Annotated in this window: 11 protein-coding genes and 3 pseudogenes; 7 read left to right on the top strand and 7 right to left on the bottom strand. The window is 40.7% G+C overall.

The window, feature by feature from the left end; translation table 11 throughout:
• Positions 1-309: 309 nt before the first annotated feature.
• On the bottom strand, positions 310-732 hold the full coding sequence (locus tag CRO56_RS22175) for a DinB family protein (RefSeq protein WP_232233842.1): 423 nt from the start codon (positions 730-732) through the stop codon (positions 310-312).
• Here CRO56_RS22175 and CRO56_RS22170 point away from each other — a divergent pair.
• Positions 620-1,189, top strand: coding sequence for a DUF1259 domain-containing protein (locus tag CRO56_RS22170; RefSeq protein WP_245856072.1), 570 nt, complete (start codon positions 620-622; stop codon positions 1,187-1,189). The two genes, CRO56_RS22175 and CRO56_RS22170, sit on opposite strands and share 113 nt — an antisense overlap.
• Positions 1,190-1,576: 387 nt before the next feature.
• Here the strand turns inward: CRO56_RS22170 and CRO56_RS22165 are convergent.
• Positions 1,577-1,943 (bottom strand): annotated as a pseudogene (locus CRO56_RS22165) (Na-translocating system protein MpsC family protein).
• Between the two features lie 343 nt (positions 1,944-2,286).
• Between CRO56_RS22165 and CRO56_RS22160 the strand changes: the two are divergent.
• The 4 genes from CRO56_RS22160 (at position 2,287) to CRO56_RS22140 (ending at position 9,995) form a co-directional block, all read left to right on the top strand.
• Positions 2,287-3,339, top strand: coding sequence for an endospore germination permease (locus CRO56_RS22160; RefSeq protein ID WP_051428414.1), 1,053 nt, complete (start codon positions 2,287-2,289; stop codon positions 3,337-3,339).
• The gene (locus CRO56_RS22155) at positions 3,336-4,901 is read left to right on the top strand and encodes a spore germination protein (protein WP_034263222.1); all 1,566 of its coding nucleotides are present in this window, start codon (positions 3,336-3,338) and stop codon (positions 4,899-4,901) included. The genes CRO56_RS22160 and CRO56_RS22155 overlap by 4 nt, the downstream gene beginning before the upstream one ends.
• Positions 4,898-6,064 (top strand): Ger(x)C family spore germination protein, encoded by a 1,167-nt coding sequence (locus CRO56_RS22150; RefSeq protein ID WP_026584835.1) that lies wholly within the window; start codon positions 4,898-4,900, stop codon positions 6,062-6,064. Before CRO56_RS22155 ends, CRO56_RS22150 begins: the two co-directional genes overlap by 4 nt.
• Positions 6,065-6,959: 895 nt before the next feature.
• Positions 6,960-9,995 carry a Tn3 family transposase gene (locus CRO56_RS22140; protein WP_026584833.1) on the top strand — a complete coding sequence of 1,012 codons (3,036 nt, stop codon included), beginning with the start codon at positions 6,960-6,962 and terminating at the stop codon, positions 9,993-9,995.
• A gap of 153 nt (positions 9,996-10,148) precedes the next feature.
• Here CRO56_RS22140 and CRO56_RS22135 read toward each other — a convergent pair whose 3' ends face one another.
• Positions 10,149-11,126 (bottom strand): polysaccharide deacetylase family protein, encoded by a 978-nt coding sequence (locus tag CRO56_RS22135; RefSeq protein WP_051428413.1) that lies wholly within the window; start codon positions 11,124-11,126, stop codon positions 10,149-10,151.
• Between the two features lie 273 nt (positions 11,127-11,399).
• Here CRO56_RS22135 and CRO56_RS22130 point away from each other — a divergent pair, with 273 nt between their 5' ends.
• Together CRO56_RS22130 and CRO56_RS22125 are read left to right on the top strand one after the other, a co-directional pair.
• Positions 11,400-12,092: a recombinase family protein gene (locus CRO56_RS22130; protein ID WP_084029004.1), complete on the top strand. Its 693-nt coding sequence runs from the start codon at positions 11,400-11,402 to the stop codon at positions 12,090-12,092.
• Positions 12,093-12,183: 91 nt separating this feature from the next.
• A pseudogene (locus CRO56_RS22125) lies at positions 12,184-12,534 on the top strand (transposase); the annotation flags it as partial.
• On the opposite strand, the pseudogene CRO56_RS22700 reads toward CRO56_RS22125, so the two are convergent.
• The 4 genes and pseudogenes from CRO56_RS22700 to CRO56_RS22610 all read right to left on the bottom strand — a co-directional run.
• Positions 12,504-12,671: pseudogene (locus CRO56_RS22700) on the bottom strand (IS3 family transposase); the annotation flags it as partial. The pseudogenes CRO56_RS22125 and CRO56_RS22700 overlap by 31 nt on opposite strands.
• Positions 12,672-12,756: 85 nt before the next feature.
• On the bottom strand, positions 12,757-13,527 hold the full coding sequence (locus tag CRO56_RS22120) for a TerC family protein (RefSeq protein ID WP_026584832.1): 771 nt from the start codon (positions 13,525-13,527) through the stop codon (positions 12,757-12,759).
• Positions 13,528-13,650: 123 nt separating this feature from the next.
• Positions 13,651-13,911: a sporulation protein gene (locus CRO56_RS23330; RefSeq protein ID WP_232233841.1), complete on the bottom strand. Its 261-nt coding sequence runs from the start codon at positions 13,909-13,911 to the stop codon at positions 13,651-13,653.
• Positions 13,912-14,005: 94 nt separating this feature from the next.
• Entirely contained in the window at positions 14,006-14,113 is a 108-nt protein-coding gene (locus CRO56_RS22610) for an FbpB family small basic protein (protein WP_101541070.1), read from the bottom strand.
• Positions 14,114-14,463: the final 350 nt, after the last annotated feature.

Genomic DNA, 14,463 nt, shown 5'->3' with positions numbered 1-14,463 from the left:
ACGGTACCCCTTGTTCAACAATCGAGCCCTTTTGCGGAATAACCACCAATCCTTGTTTGTCATTCGTATGATGTATTGAGCTCTCGTTCTTCGTTAGCTTAACGAAGAGGCCTTGATTTTTTCTTGTTTGAGATTATTATTTGCTTTTCATTTTTAGACAAAATCCAGTCTGCAACCAATCGCTGCTGCTTTTTTCAACCCGTCTTGTCCTCTCTTCATATCAGTCTATGAACGGGGCGGGAAGGCTGCCATAAAGAAAGAACGGAAGCCGCGTTTTCCGCGCAGCTTCCGTCCCGATCTTCCGGACAACTAACTCAAATACCGATTTCGGATGACCCCCATGTGATGAATCTCGTGTCCTGCGATGCCGTACGCGAGGGCACGCGCCGTAATGTTTGCGTTGTTGGCTGTGCCTTTGCAGGACCACGCCTCCGCCGGTAACCCGCGCAGCAGTGTGATCGTCGATTGCCGTACGGCCCGGTAGTCTTCGGCCAATTGCGCGGTTATCCAGCTCCCGAAAGGAGGCATGAACAATTCCTGGTCGAAACCGGACAGAGGCGTCTGGTCCCCTCTTGCGATTCGGAGCAGGCGGTAGGTCATGACGCGTTCTCCGTCTGCGATGTGGCCCACGACTTCTTTCAGCGTCCATTTTCCTTCCGCATACCGATACGCGCCATGGGGCTTTCGGCATGGAAATCCCTCTGAGTTAGCGAAAACGCTTCGTTCTGGAATTAATCAATCGAACACACCAATCAATGCCAACCAACCATTGGTTAATGGAGAATTTCCATTGGATAAGAAGAAGCTTGATCAAATTTTCGGTAAGGAAGGATCTTTAAGTAATGGTGTTTACAAGATTAGTTTCCCGCGCTCTGAACAAATCAAAGAAAACGGAATGGTCATTCCTCCGTCAATGGGGACGTCAACAGCAATTAACTTTCAACCGACTGGTGGACAAAATGCAGCGATTACAGGAGATTTTGTGTTAACAGCAGAAGAAGTGAATTCAGTAATACGTGTTTTACGAAAACATGACATCGAAGTAGAAGCTGTGCATAATCACATGTTATTTGAAGAACCACATCTCCTTTTCGTTCACTTTTGGGCGAATGACGATGCAGAAAAATTAGCGAAAGGACTTCGTAAAGCGGTCGAAAAAACCAATTCTAAATTACCTGATAAAGATTAGATCAGACCAAAATACTGAATACCATTCATGTTCCGATGAATGAAAATTATAAGAGAACCGATTTTTCCTTCACCGAAAGGGAGCATCGGTTTTTATATTTAAATTGAGTAACATGAGAAATTCGTTGTTTTTGCGAGGTGTTTGAAATAATCTTCATACATCATATTTATTTTACTTTTATTTATTCTTATTGGGGTAGCGTCAAGGCGGTCAGCCCCAATACGAAAAAAAGTACAATTGGGGACAACAAATTCCCGACAACGATATCGAACATGATGTAAATTCAACTCCTTGCAAAAAAATAACCGGTAACTTCAGGGTGTCCTGAATTACCGGCTTAACTTCAACGGATCCTCTCGGATCTTTCGATTCATCTGCCAATACGCATTATTCAATTAATTTCTTCTCCAGATTATCGGAGAGCACGAACACCATTACTCTTTCCCCTGTACGCGTGCTGATATCGGTGTGGAAGCTGACGACTTGTTCCCCCGTCAACTCAAGGATCATCTTTCCAAGCTGTTCTCTTCCCGATTCCACCAAATCTGCCCTGATGCGCTTTACAGACAGCATACCCTCCGATGTCCCGGCCAATTTTTGGTTCAGCGAGAGTTAATATCCCTTTAAGTCCCACAATAATCATATTGCGCATGATGTCCGTTTTGACCAATACCGACCCCCGTCCCAAATATTCCTTCTCCCATTGCGTTAAAATTTTGCTTATCTGCCAATTCCCCCTTTTGATATGGAACAGAGCATTCAAATCCCTCCAAATAAAAAACGCTACTTCATATGGGCGAATGTGATCCCAATGAACATACCGATTTATCTTCAACTTATTTAGCAAAATGAAATTACTTTTTCATCCTGTCAATGCACATAATGCGAAAGCAACGAGTCGGCAAAATGGTTTGAAGATCGTTCGTTTTATGATTGAACCTTACATTTAGTATACGTGTTCCTCTCTGTCAATGGAAATTCATTTTATTGGGTATTTTTTTCGATTCGAATGGTTAAATTACAATTATATATTTCATGGACAAAATGTCAGGCGATGATCGGGAGGTGACGATAAAATTCAAAATAATATTTCTGCGTTGCAAGGTTACTCCATTCTTTTACTTTCGATCGGCCTTCTCAATCATGTGGTCTTGATTCCCATATTGTTGGACGCAGCGGGAAGAGATGCTGTAGTCTCCGTTGGGATGGTATTGGCCTTGTTGCCTGTTTGGGGGGCGTGCCTAGTCTATATCATGAAACACAAGGGTCAACAGCCGTTCTCCGATTGGTTGCAGCACCATTTCGGCAAAGGCTTGTCCGTCATTATCCTTGCGGCAGTCAGCATCTACATATGGCTGCAGGGTTACGTTACCCTCTTTTATTTCATTGTATGGACCCATTCGACTTATATGCCGCATACACCCAAATTCGTGCTTGCTCTTCTCGTATTAGCCTGCTGTTTCTTTCTTGCAACCGGGGGCCTTCGTTCCATCGCGATTACGTCGGGTATTTTGCTGCCATTTGTGGTGATTCTCGGAGTATTTGTTATGACCTTCAACTTCAAGCATAAAGACTACAGTCTTGTTCTCCCCCTCCTTGCCGATGGATTCGCTCCCGTTTGGCGGGGCAGCCTATATGCGGCGAGCGGAATTTTCGAGCTTGTGCTTCTTCTTTTTTTTCAACATCGTCTGATCAATCGCCCTTCATTCGCCGGCGTGCTGTTCATGATTTTTTCGCTCGCCGGATTGACAATAGGCCCTTTAATGGGAGCGATTTCGATTTATGGGGCAGAGGAAGCTGCTTTGCAGAGATATCCGGCATTTGAACAGTGGCGTGTTCTCGAACTGGGAAAGTACATAGAACATTTGGATGTTTTTGCAATCTATCAGTGGGTATCCGGAGAATTCATTCGCCTTTCGCTTTCCCTCTTCATCATTGCGGATGTGTGGAAACCGAAAAACAGAACGCCGCTTCTGCTGCTTGCGACCGGAACTCTGCTTATTGCCATTTTGGCGCCGATAAGTGACGTACGGTTTTTGCAATTTCTAAAAACGATGTATTTCCCATCCACCTTCGTCCTGGTAATCGGACTCACCTTCTTGTTTGCGGGAAAAACATGGATTTCAAGATGGAGGATGAGGGGATCATGAAGAACTGGTTGATGCAATGGTTCCGAAAGCGGTCTTATCCACCTGCTTCGTTGCCTGCGGAACAGAAAATCGGGCATTCCAACGATGCTTGCGCGAATGACCTGGGCTTGACCGAACAGGAGATCACCGGTTTATTTCAAAATTCCGCCGATGTCAAATCTGTTTCTTGCCTGTGTGACAGGCAGAATCCGAACTCCTCTGTTTTATTGCTTTATTGCGAAGGGTTGACGGATCCAAGGGAATGGAAAGACATCGTTCTGCCGCGTTTAAGGCGGCTCTTTAGAACAACAGGCTTCAATGGCGACTCCATGACCCGCAATGATGAGCTGCCGCTAGAGAAGGTAACGGGCAACGGGCTGATGTTGAGACGGCAAATCGTACAGCATGTGCTGGATGGAAAACTCATTATTTTTACGCCTGTTCAACAGTGCGTGTATGCATGGGATATGGCCAAGGTGCCTCAGCGAAAACCGGAAGAATCCAGTATCGATGTGTCGATCAAAGGTCCTAAAGACGGTTTTGTGGAAGAGATTGCGACCAATGTCGCTTTAATTCGCAAGCGCATGAGAACAGGCTCCTTATGTTATGAACAGGTAACGGTCGGACAGCGCACGCAAACCCGAATCGGATTGCTTTATTTGCAAGATGTTGCGAACGCGGCGCTGGTTGACAATCTTCGAACGAAACTGCAGGGTATCAAATATGACGGGATATGCAGCGCCGGGCAGCTGCAAGAAATGCTTTCGACTCCGAAATCCATATTCCCGATGATGGCCTATACAGGACGGCCCGATTTCGCCGTGGCCTCGCTGCTGAGCGGTCGTTGCGTCGTTCTAACGGAGGGTACGCCCAGCGCCCTAATTGCGCCGGCCGACGTCTTCTTACTGTTGAAGACCGCAGAAGATATCCATTATCCCGCGCTGAGCGTTGCTGTAGCAAGAGGGCTCAGAATAGTCGGGATTTTGACAGCTCTGTTATTGCCCGCGCTATGGACTGCGCTGCTAAGCTTTCACATCGAACAAATACCAATATTGCTATTGGCTACCATTTCGGTACAGCGGCTGGGCCTCCCATTCTCTGTCGCTCAAGAAATGTTTCTGACGCTGATTTTCCTGGAAGCTTTTCGTGAGGCGGGAGCGCGGTTGCCTGCTTCATTAGGACAAACGATTACTGTCGTAGGAGGACTGATTATTGGCGATGCCACGATTCGGGCAGGGTTTATGTCGCCCAGTGTTCTGGTTATCGCCGCGATTACCCATGTGTTCGGCTCTATGGTGCCGAATCATTCGTTGAATGCTACGGTCAGTATACTGCGGTTTGGCCTTTTCTTTGTTTCTGCCGCCTTCGGTTTATACGGTTTTTTTTGCGGAGTGGTACTGCTGCTTTCCTATCTTTCCACCCTGCAGTCTTTCGGATTACCTTATTTATCTCCTTTGTCGCCGCTGGACAGGGCAGACTTGCCTCAAGCCCTGTTCAATCTTCCATGGGCTTGGCGGCGGAAACGTCCGAATGCCGTGAATACGCAAGATTCAACCCGGAAAGCAGAGGAGGACTCATCATGAAGGCGATTTTAATCTTGGTCGCGGGAGCGAGCTTGCTTCTGACGACAGGATGCTGGGGCTCGTTAGAAATCCAAACGATCCATTATGTTACGGCTATTGGAGCCGACTACAAAGATGGAGAGTATGTTCTTTATGCTCAGATGTTAGACTTTTCGGATGCAGCCAAATCGGAAGGGCAGGCAAAAACAAAACAGCCAACCAGTTATGTAGGGAAAGCGGCGGGAAAAAGCCTTTGGGATGCGGCCAACAAACTGCAAGCTGCATCTCAACAAGCGCTTTTTTGGGAACAGGTATCGACGATCGTCGTTACCGACAATGTATTGAAGGCGGACAAACATCTGGAATTTCTGGAGTTTACGAATCGCTATAAAGAAATACGGTACAATACATGGATATTCAGCACAAAAGAAAATATCGAAGATATCTTCAAAGCCCAAACCTTTTTCAAATTTTCTCCGCTTTACACCCTGTTGCATGAACCGAAAGATCAGTATCGCCAAAGCTCCTCGATTTCCCCCGTCCGCTTGTATCAATTTATACGTTCATTAAAAGATAAGGCCAGGTCAAGTTATTTGCCGTCATTGACATTAAACGCCGCTTTTTGGAGAGAGGACGGTAAAAACATGAAGCTTTTGGAAATTGATGGCGCGGATCTGTTCCAAACGAAACGATGGAACGGCTGGATCAGTCGAACCGATCTTACGGGCTGGCAATGGGTGAATCCAAAGACGCAAAGCTATCCCGTTGCTTTATTGTCCGACGATGATATTTCGGCCGTCATGCTGTTTAAAAAACCGCGCATCCATATTCGACCTCAGGCGAAATGGGACAAAGCCTATTTTGACATGACGATTACATTGGACGCGTATCTTGTCGAACTGCGCGAAGCCATGACGGAAAATGAGTTGATGGAACGATATACAAAACTTTTGGAAGGTCAAATCCTCCATGTTTTTCGCGAAGGTATCCGCATCCATACCGACGTGTTGAACCTGGGAGATACACTGTATCGATCCAATCCGCGTGTATGGCAACAGATGGCCGATGACCATTCATTCGTTCTTCATAATGACGCAATTCGTCATTTGAAAATCAATATTCATTTCAATGATACGGGTGAATATAAGTTTGTGCCGCAAAAACAAAAAGATGAGGATAAATAACCAGAAGTCAGCGGCAGCACATGGAGCGTTTTACCAGGACGCAGAGACAAAGGCTAGGCTTCGATCATAACCTCGTTGTCATGCCGGCTTATACGCGGCTTCTCCCGGGCGCTGGAAGATCTTCAACAGCCAGTTGTACATAGAGGGCCTCGTAGATTATTTATCCTTTCTCTAACGCCTCATGATCATTGTCACTTGTCATTCTTAATCCCTGGCATATTGCATCTAATCCGGCAGCGTTGGTCAAGTCGCCGCCGCAGCCGTGAATGCTCCTTATAATTGAAGATTAAAATATAAATAAATACAGTGCTAATAGATATATAAGAATATACACCACAGAAGCTATTCTTCCGAAAGTCGTAATACAACCTTTGTCTTCTCTTAAAAAGATTAAATATAAAATACTTAATACAACCATTAAAATATACAATGGTGAAACAGCAAGTTGTGCAAATTCATTAGCCATTTGATAATTCACACCCCTATTAAATGCTAATCCTTATTTTATCAAAATTAAGAGTCCTTTCGCTTATTTTCATTAACTATATAATTTTCTATGCCAATTAATAAAGAATAAAATAAATAAATAGACACCTCTTAAGGAAAACTATATTTGATTAAGACTTTTCTGGAGGTGTCAACATTGTTTAGTAAGAAAAAAATCTTTTTTGCCCTCGTAATGTTTTTGTTAATTCCCTCAATCGTTTATGGGAATGAATCGAGACTTCTAGAAGCGCCTATTTGGGGTACGGCAACCAAAACGACTTTCAACCGCCACATCTAAAAATTTTTCCATATAAGGAATCAACCTACCATATATATGGGTAGGTTTTTATTTTATCATTAAATAAACTAAAAAGTCAGAAAAATAGACGTAGCAAAGAAGGGAACTCTATTGCCTAGTATTCAAGATACCATTTACCCTCGAATTAAGAGTAGTTTAACTGAACAAGACTTACAAGAAGTCTATACTCCTAGAAGAGAAGAAATTGAGTGGACAGATACTAAGTCTAGAGGAAATATTCAACAGTTAGGATTATTGGTGCTGATTAAGACCGTGCAAAAGCTAGGTTTTTTTCCTCGAATGTTAGATATCCCTCAAACGATCATTGAGTATATTGCCAGTAGAGTACAATTACCTCTACCTAGCAAGGAAGATTGGATAGCCTATTGTGAATCTAGAACATGCCAAAGGCACTATCGTTTCGTTCGAGATTACCTACAAATTCGCCCTTTTAATGAGCAAGCTCGTCAATTCATGATCGATACGATGGGCAAACTGTCTTGGAGCAAAGATGAACCTGCTGACCTCGTTAACGCAGCTATCGAAGAATTAATTTGCCAATGTTATGAACTCCCTGTTTATAACACATTAAAAGAAGCAGCGAACGAAGTTCGTAAGAAATCATATCGTGTGATCTATGAACAGATCAACGTTAGATTGAGTGAAGGACAAAAAGAAACGATCAATGAACTTTTCCAATCCACAGAAGGATCGACTTATAGCCTATGGAATAAGTTAAAAGAAGATGCGAAAAGTGCAAAGTTATCTCATCTAAAGGATTTGATTGCTCATCGTGACTGGTTGAAACAACAACAAATCCCCCGTGAAGCATTGAAAGAAATCCCTATCATCAAAATCAAACAAATGGCAGCAGAAGCGAAAACCTTAGATGCAGGTCGGATGATGAAAATGAAAGGAGATAAACGCTACGCTCTTGCGGTTTCACTTGTTTATGTTCAATATTCAAAAGTATTAGATGATATTGCTGAAACCATGATTAAACGCATGATGAGTATTCATAAAAAAGGTCGTCAATTTTTGAAAGACTATAAAGAAAAGACACAAAGGAAAACCGATTCATTGGTTGAAACGCTTCATCATTTACTGTTGGCTTACCAACTTGAAGGCGAAGCTGAAGAGCGCATTCAAGCGATGCAGAAAGTGCTTGGAGATCGAGAAGAACAGGTATTGCGTGATTGTGAAAATCATTTAGCACTTAGTGGAGACAACTACTTTTTATTCTTATGGCGGTTTTTTAAGAGTCATCGCTCAACTTTCTTTAAAATTATAAAATCTTTACCCTTACGTTCTACTAATCAAGATACAGCTATTGAAGAATCTGTGTCGTTTCTGTTATCCCATCAGTATACTCGTAAGGAATGGATTTCAGTGGTTCACGTGGAGAAAATTGGTCCATGGAAAAAAGAAGTAACTCCTTTAATTGACTTATCCTGGGTTCCTGATAGCTGGTGGAGATGGCTCAGTCGCAAACGAAAGAAAGAAACTAGACCTGAGGAAGTAAACCGTCGTCACTTTGAAGTGTGTTTCTTCTCACAAATCATACTGGAGTTAAAAGCAGGAAACTTGTACATTGAAGGTAGCGAAAAGTATGCCGATTATCGGGAACAGCTGATTTCATGGGAAGAGTATGAGGAGAGTGTGGAAGAATTTTGTGAGCAAGTTAACTTATTCCCTATTGCAAATGATTTTATCCAAAAGATGCGTAAGCGATTTCAAAATGTGGCTCGACAGACCGATCAATCCTTTCCACGTAATGAACAAGTACGTATTGAAAATGGCGAAGTTGTCATTAGCAAGATCAAAAAGAAAAAGCTTCCCCCAGGATTGAAAACCTTGGAAGCTTATATTGCTCAAAAACTTGAACCAATCAATGTACTAGATGTATTAGCAGATACGGAGCATTGGCTTAATTGGACTCGCTTCTTTGGTCCGATCTCAGGGCATGAAGCCAGAATAGAAAATCCTGTCGAACGATACTTAGTGAATACCTTTTGCTATGGATGCAACCTAGGTCCTACTCAAACGTCTCGTTCATTGGGAGAACTGGATCGAAAACAAATTGCTCGGATTAACCAATATCATGTGACCAATGAGGATTTGGATAAAGCTATTCGATACATTATTAATGCTTATAACCAGTTTGATCTCCCGAAACATTGGGGAGATGGTAAGCGTGCTTCTGCGGATGGAACCATGTGGGACTTATATGAACAAAATTTGCTCTCAGAAAATCATATTCGCTATGGAGGATATGGTGGGATAGGATATTATCATGTATCAGATACCTATATTGCTTTGTTCAGTAACTTTATTCCTTGTGGGGTTTGGGAAGGAATTCATATCCTAGACATTCTAATGAATGAAGGAAAAGTGGACATTCAGCCCGAAATTCTTTATTCCGATACACAAGGGCAAAGTGTAACCGTCTTCGGACTCTCTGCGCTTCTCGGTATTCAACTGATGCCCCGGATCCGTAACTGGAAGGATTTAAAGATGTTCTGCCCAACCAAAGAAGATGTGTATGAAAACATCGACGATTTGTTTTCAGACGAAATTGATTGGAAACTGATCGAAGATCATTATGAAGATATGCTTCGAGTGGCGATGTCGATTAAATCAGGGAAAATTACTCCTTCAATCATCCTTAATAAACTGGGAACCTATAGTCAAAAGAATATTCTATATAAAGCGTTTCGGGAACTTGGAAGAGTCATTCGTACCCTGTTTCTTCTTCAATATATGGCAGATGAGGATTTAAGAAGTACGATTCAGTCTGCTACTAATAAAAGTGAAGCGTTTAATGGATTTACCAAATGGTTGTTCTTTGGTGGACTTGGTATTATTGCAGAAAATGATCGCGAGAAACAACGGAAAGTGATTAAATATAATCATCTCGTAGCAAATAGTTTGATCTTTTATAATGTGTTCTCTTTATCTCGTATTCTCCAGGATTATATTCAAGAAGGGAATGAGTATGAGGAAGAATGGTTGTCTTATTTAAGCCCATATGTTACGGCACATGTTAATCGGTTCGGTAAATATCGAATTGACTTTAATCGTAAACCCCCAAAACTTCCATTTGATGTTCCTATTGCAAGAGACAGCAGTTTGTCTTCAATAAAGTGAGAAATAAAGATAGATATGCATCTCTTTAAGGGGTACGACAACGATTCCTTCCTTTTCATGTCATAAGACATTATTTTACAAATAAAACCCTCGGTTTCTATTTGTAAATGGGAATATTTTCAGATGTGGCGGTTCATTCTTCGAATCGTTCACTTACCCCTGCAAGACAATTCCACCAGGTGATTTATCCCTATTCAGAATCGTCATAATTTCTTCTGCGGATGTACCACTCCAATCGAGTGTATCTACTGACCAAAGAATGTTTTTAAATCCTAGTCTTTCAAATATAAGGGCATCTGCAGATGTAAAATCGCCATATGGCGGCCTAATTAATGTAGCTTTTACTCCTGTTACCTTTTCAATTATTTCGTTCGTAGATTTAAGTTGCTGAATAACCTGGGACGTATATAGTTTTGAAAGTTCCGGATGATCCCAAGTGTGATTTGCAATGGTATGTCCCTCGTCTACCATTCGTTTTGCCAATTGTGGAAAATAGGAAACTTGCTCTCCAACAACGAAAAACGTCGCGGGAACACCTTTTTCTTTTAATATATCTAAAATTTGAGGTGTAATAAGTTTGTCAGGACCGTCATCAAAAGTTAATGCAATCTGCTTTTTAGTTGTTTCGGCTTTTTCATAAGCGATTGGCTTATTCGCTTCTGGCGTGTTTGTCTGAATAAAGGTTCTGTAAATCTTAGGATCATAGGTAACGGTCATTCCCAACTTCTGTGCAGTCACTAATAACGGAACATATGGTCGTCCATCAATTGTGGTTGTTGTCGTAGCTAGGGACTCACGGATCCATTTGTTTTTTTCCTTAATGTAATAGTCCATATATGTTTTACCTAATGGCAGGGCAACAATATTATTTCTCTCAATAGCGATAGATTGATATTTTTCATTCCGATCAACAGTAGCACCTGTATGCTTGAAAAATATATCTGGTACCATCAAACGACCATTTTGCATATAATAGCTCGTCTTAATAAGCTTTCCATCGACAGAAATAGAAGCGTATGATACTGTTGAGGCTTGGGCTGGCGCTATACCAAAAAGGCCTGAAATGATGAAGGAAATGAGAAGAATTGCTAAAAATGCTTTTTTTCCCTTCATTTTGTTTAATTTGAACATGATTATCCCCCTGTTTTTCTATCTTTATTTATACAGAAAAGATTCTATCAACAATTTTCTGAAAACGATATAGAATATTGCTGGAAATATATGTGGTAACATTAGGATAATAGTCTCTTTCGGAAACCCGGATTTTTACACAGTGAGTTTTATAAAATATAACTAGGAAGCCTCGTTCTAATGCAAGAAATCTATTAAACTCAGATTTGAATAAAGTAGAAAAAACAAATGTATATCCTATATATTTTTAGTTAACTATAAAGCGGAGATTCGATTGTGGTAGAGAGTTTTTCGAGATTAGGTCGAAGTACAAAAGATTTGATCGAGTTAGTTGAGTACTTTGAAAGCAAAAATGTAAAATTGATTAGCATAAAAGAGAATTTTGATACGAATACACCACAAGGGAAACTGATGCTTACTGTTTTTCAAGCATTCAGCCAATTCGAAAGAGACCTAATTGCTCAACGAACAAAAGAGGGGTTAGAGAGTGCAAGAGCCAGAGGAAGAAATGGCGGCCGTACAAAAGTGAAAGAAAAACAGATAAAGAAAGCTCTTAATCTATATAACTCTAAGGAATACAGTATTAGCGAGATTGTGGAAATGACCGGAATAAGTCAAGCAACACTATATCGTTACATACGAACAACAAGGCAAAGCAAAGAGGAACAAGCTCATATTGATATAGAAAACACTGCAAAAATAAGAATGTGGCTGCGAATAGAAAATAACAATAAATTTGTACGTAGCAAAGGAAAGGTAAGAGAAAGTGTCGAGCAGATCCTAAAAGATAATTACAAAATGGAGATCATAGCTAACGAGTATATAATCTACGTCCCTTATACAACTGTCGATGCGTTAAAAAAGACAGTGTATGATATTCTCGCTGAATTAGATAGTGAGGCTGATATGAAGAATTGTTTTATTGAAGCAGATGTTTATTGCGATGAATTAGGACTCTCATGGTAATTTCAAGGATTTCTCTTTTATTACCATATTAAATAAGTAAATTAATTTTACTGGAAGAAATCCTGCGGACTAGAGCAGCTACCCTGTCACTAGGCCTTATTCAAGTAAGCAATCGATAAAAGAACGCGAAAACCTGTTAGACCGCGACTTTACTACTACGACTATTAATGAAAAATGGGTAGCTGATATTACTTATATCCACACTCTTAAAGATGGATGGTGCTATTTAGCTTCTGTAATGGATTTGCACTCTAAAAAAGTTGTTGGATACTCTTTTTCACAAATCATGAATACAGACTTAGTGATGAAAGCATTAGATAACGCATATTTGGCACAAAACCCAGCAAATGGGCTTATTCTGCATACAGATTTAGGCTCTCAATATACCAGTGAAGAATTTCGGAATTACGTTCAATCAAAGGGTACCCTAATGGAGTTCTCGATCTCTTGTGGTGTTTTATATCCCAAACTACCATGAATCCTTTTACGATTATACCAGCCTTCAATGTATTGAAATAAAGCTATCGCAGCTGATTTGTGATCTAAATATTTAACATGAGGGTTTTCTTCTTTCTTCAGGGATTTTTATGCAAAAAAAAGAACCGGTTTATCTGAATCCCCTTCCGGCTCTTTCCTCAAAAATCTCGTATTTTAACAATCTAAGTTATTCCGAAGGCTGTTTTTCGTCCGTTTTTTTAGTCAGAAACCAGCCAGCTGCGGCAATCCCAATCAAAACAGTATAGAAGATGAGCTTCCATTCTGTTGAATGTGCAAATTCATATGAAATAATTCCGACATCTGGATGTCCTAATGTAAAGACGGCAAGTTTTACACCAACCCAGCCGACAATCGCAAAAGCGGCAATTTCAAGACCTGGCTTTGCATGAAGCAATTTCACAAAGAAGTTAGCAGCGAAACGCATGATAATTAAACCGATTAATCCACCGGCAAAAATGACGAGGAACTTACCACCATCCATACCCCCAATGTTCGGAATATTTGTGTTCGGAAGGGTCATAGCCAGCGCAACAGCAGCCAAAATTGAGTCAACAGCAAAAGCAATATCTGCCAATTCTACTTTAAAAACTGTTCCCCAAAAACCGGATTTCTTTTCTTCCTTTTTTGCCTTATTCACATCTTTATTTTTAATGACGAGTTTCCTCAAAATATGATTGATTGCGATGAATAACAGGTATAAAGCACCTATAGCCTGTACCTGCCAAACATCGACAAGGAAAGAAATGATGAATAATGAACCAAAGCGGAAAACGAAGGCACCTACTAGTCCATAGAAAAGTGCTTTTTTTCTTTCGTCCTCAGGAAGATGCTTTACCATAATGGCCAGTACAAGCGCATTATCCGCTGCCAACAAGCCTTCGATGGCGATTAATAATAGCAATACCCATCCATATTCTAATAAAATTGAAAGTTCCAATTAAATTTTCCTCCTATTAAATAGTTCTATGTCTAAAAATAGTTCTAGCTGTGTCATTATTTCTAATATCCTCAGTGATCCGAATAGCATCCTGATCCAAGCTTTCTAGACTTTTTTTGAAAGCTAGTCTTGTTTTAAATCGATAAGATAATGTGGCTGTCGATACTCGGGTAGAGTTCGGTAGCCGGAAAAGATAGCATCTGCCTGAATACACTTGGTTGTTAAAATAGTAACAGAATCAACGATTTCTTCGTTTTTCTCCTCCCTATCCATTAGGACCAAATCACAATCGATCCGTTTCAGTTGTTGTAATATAGTTCCACCTTTAATCAAGAAATATCCCTTTACCTGCTCACCTGCCCTATATGTTTCCTTTTCAAGTATAAGATCGATCTGTGTTGATCCTATTCCTAATAGTGCCCTATATTTCTCAGAATCATGAATGTCTTCCTGTTTTTATTTCGGGATCTTTAGCCACTTATTTTTTGGGCATTACATGTCTTGCATCGAGCCGTTCCTCTATTTTTGCAACCTGCTTTTTATCTTTCAAGAGATCCTCTTTATTTTTTTTTGACCAACTCCACAAAGGATGCTTTTCTTTTCATAATCCTTCTCACCATTCTTTCTATAGTTTGATATCAAAAAGTCCTATTCATGCAACTCAGATCTGGAAAAACAAAAAGACCTTTACCAATAGGCAAAGGTCTTGCTAACAACGAATTCGCTGCCAACAAAGCCGAGAGATTAGAAATCTCCGAAATGACGACTTTGGTGTAAAAGCTACTCCCCTTTTAAAAAGGATATAGTATTAATGTATAGCTTTAGTTTAAATATTAAGTCAACCATTCTTTCTCACTTTTTAGTTCTAAGGATTACTATAACTTTTATCTAGCTAAGAACTTCAATAAAGCTATTATATTCTATTAGGGGTACCGC

Origin of the sequence: Bacillus oleivorans (genome assembly GCF_900207585.1) — a bacterium.
GTDB classification, from domain to species: domain Bacteria; phylum Bacillota; class Bacilli; order Bacillales; family JC228; genus Bacillus_BF; species Bacillus_BF oleivorans.
This window is presented reverse-complemented; position numbering and strand designations above follow the sequence as displayed.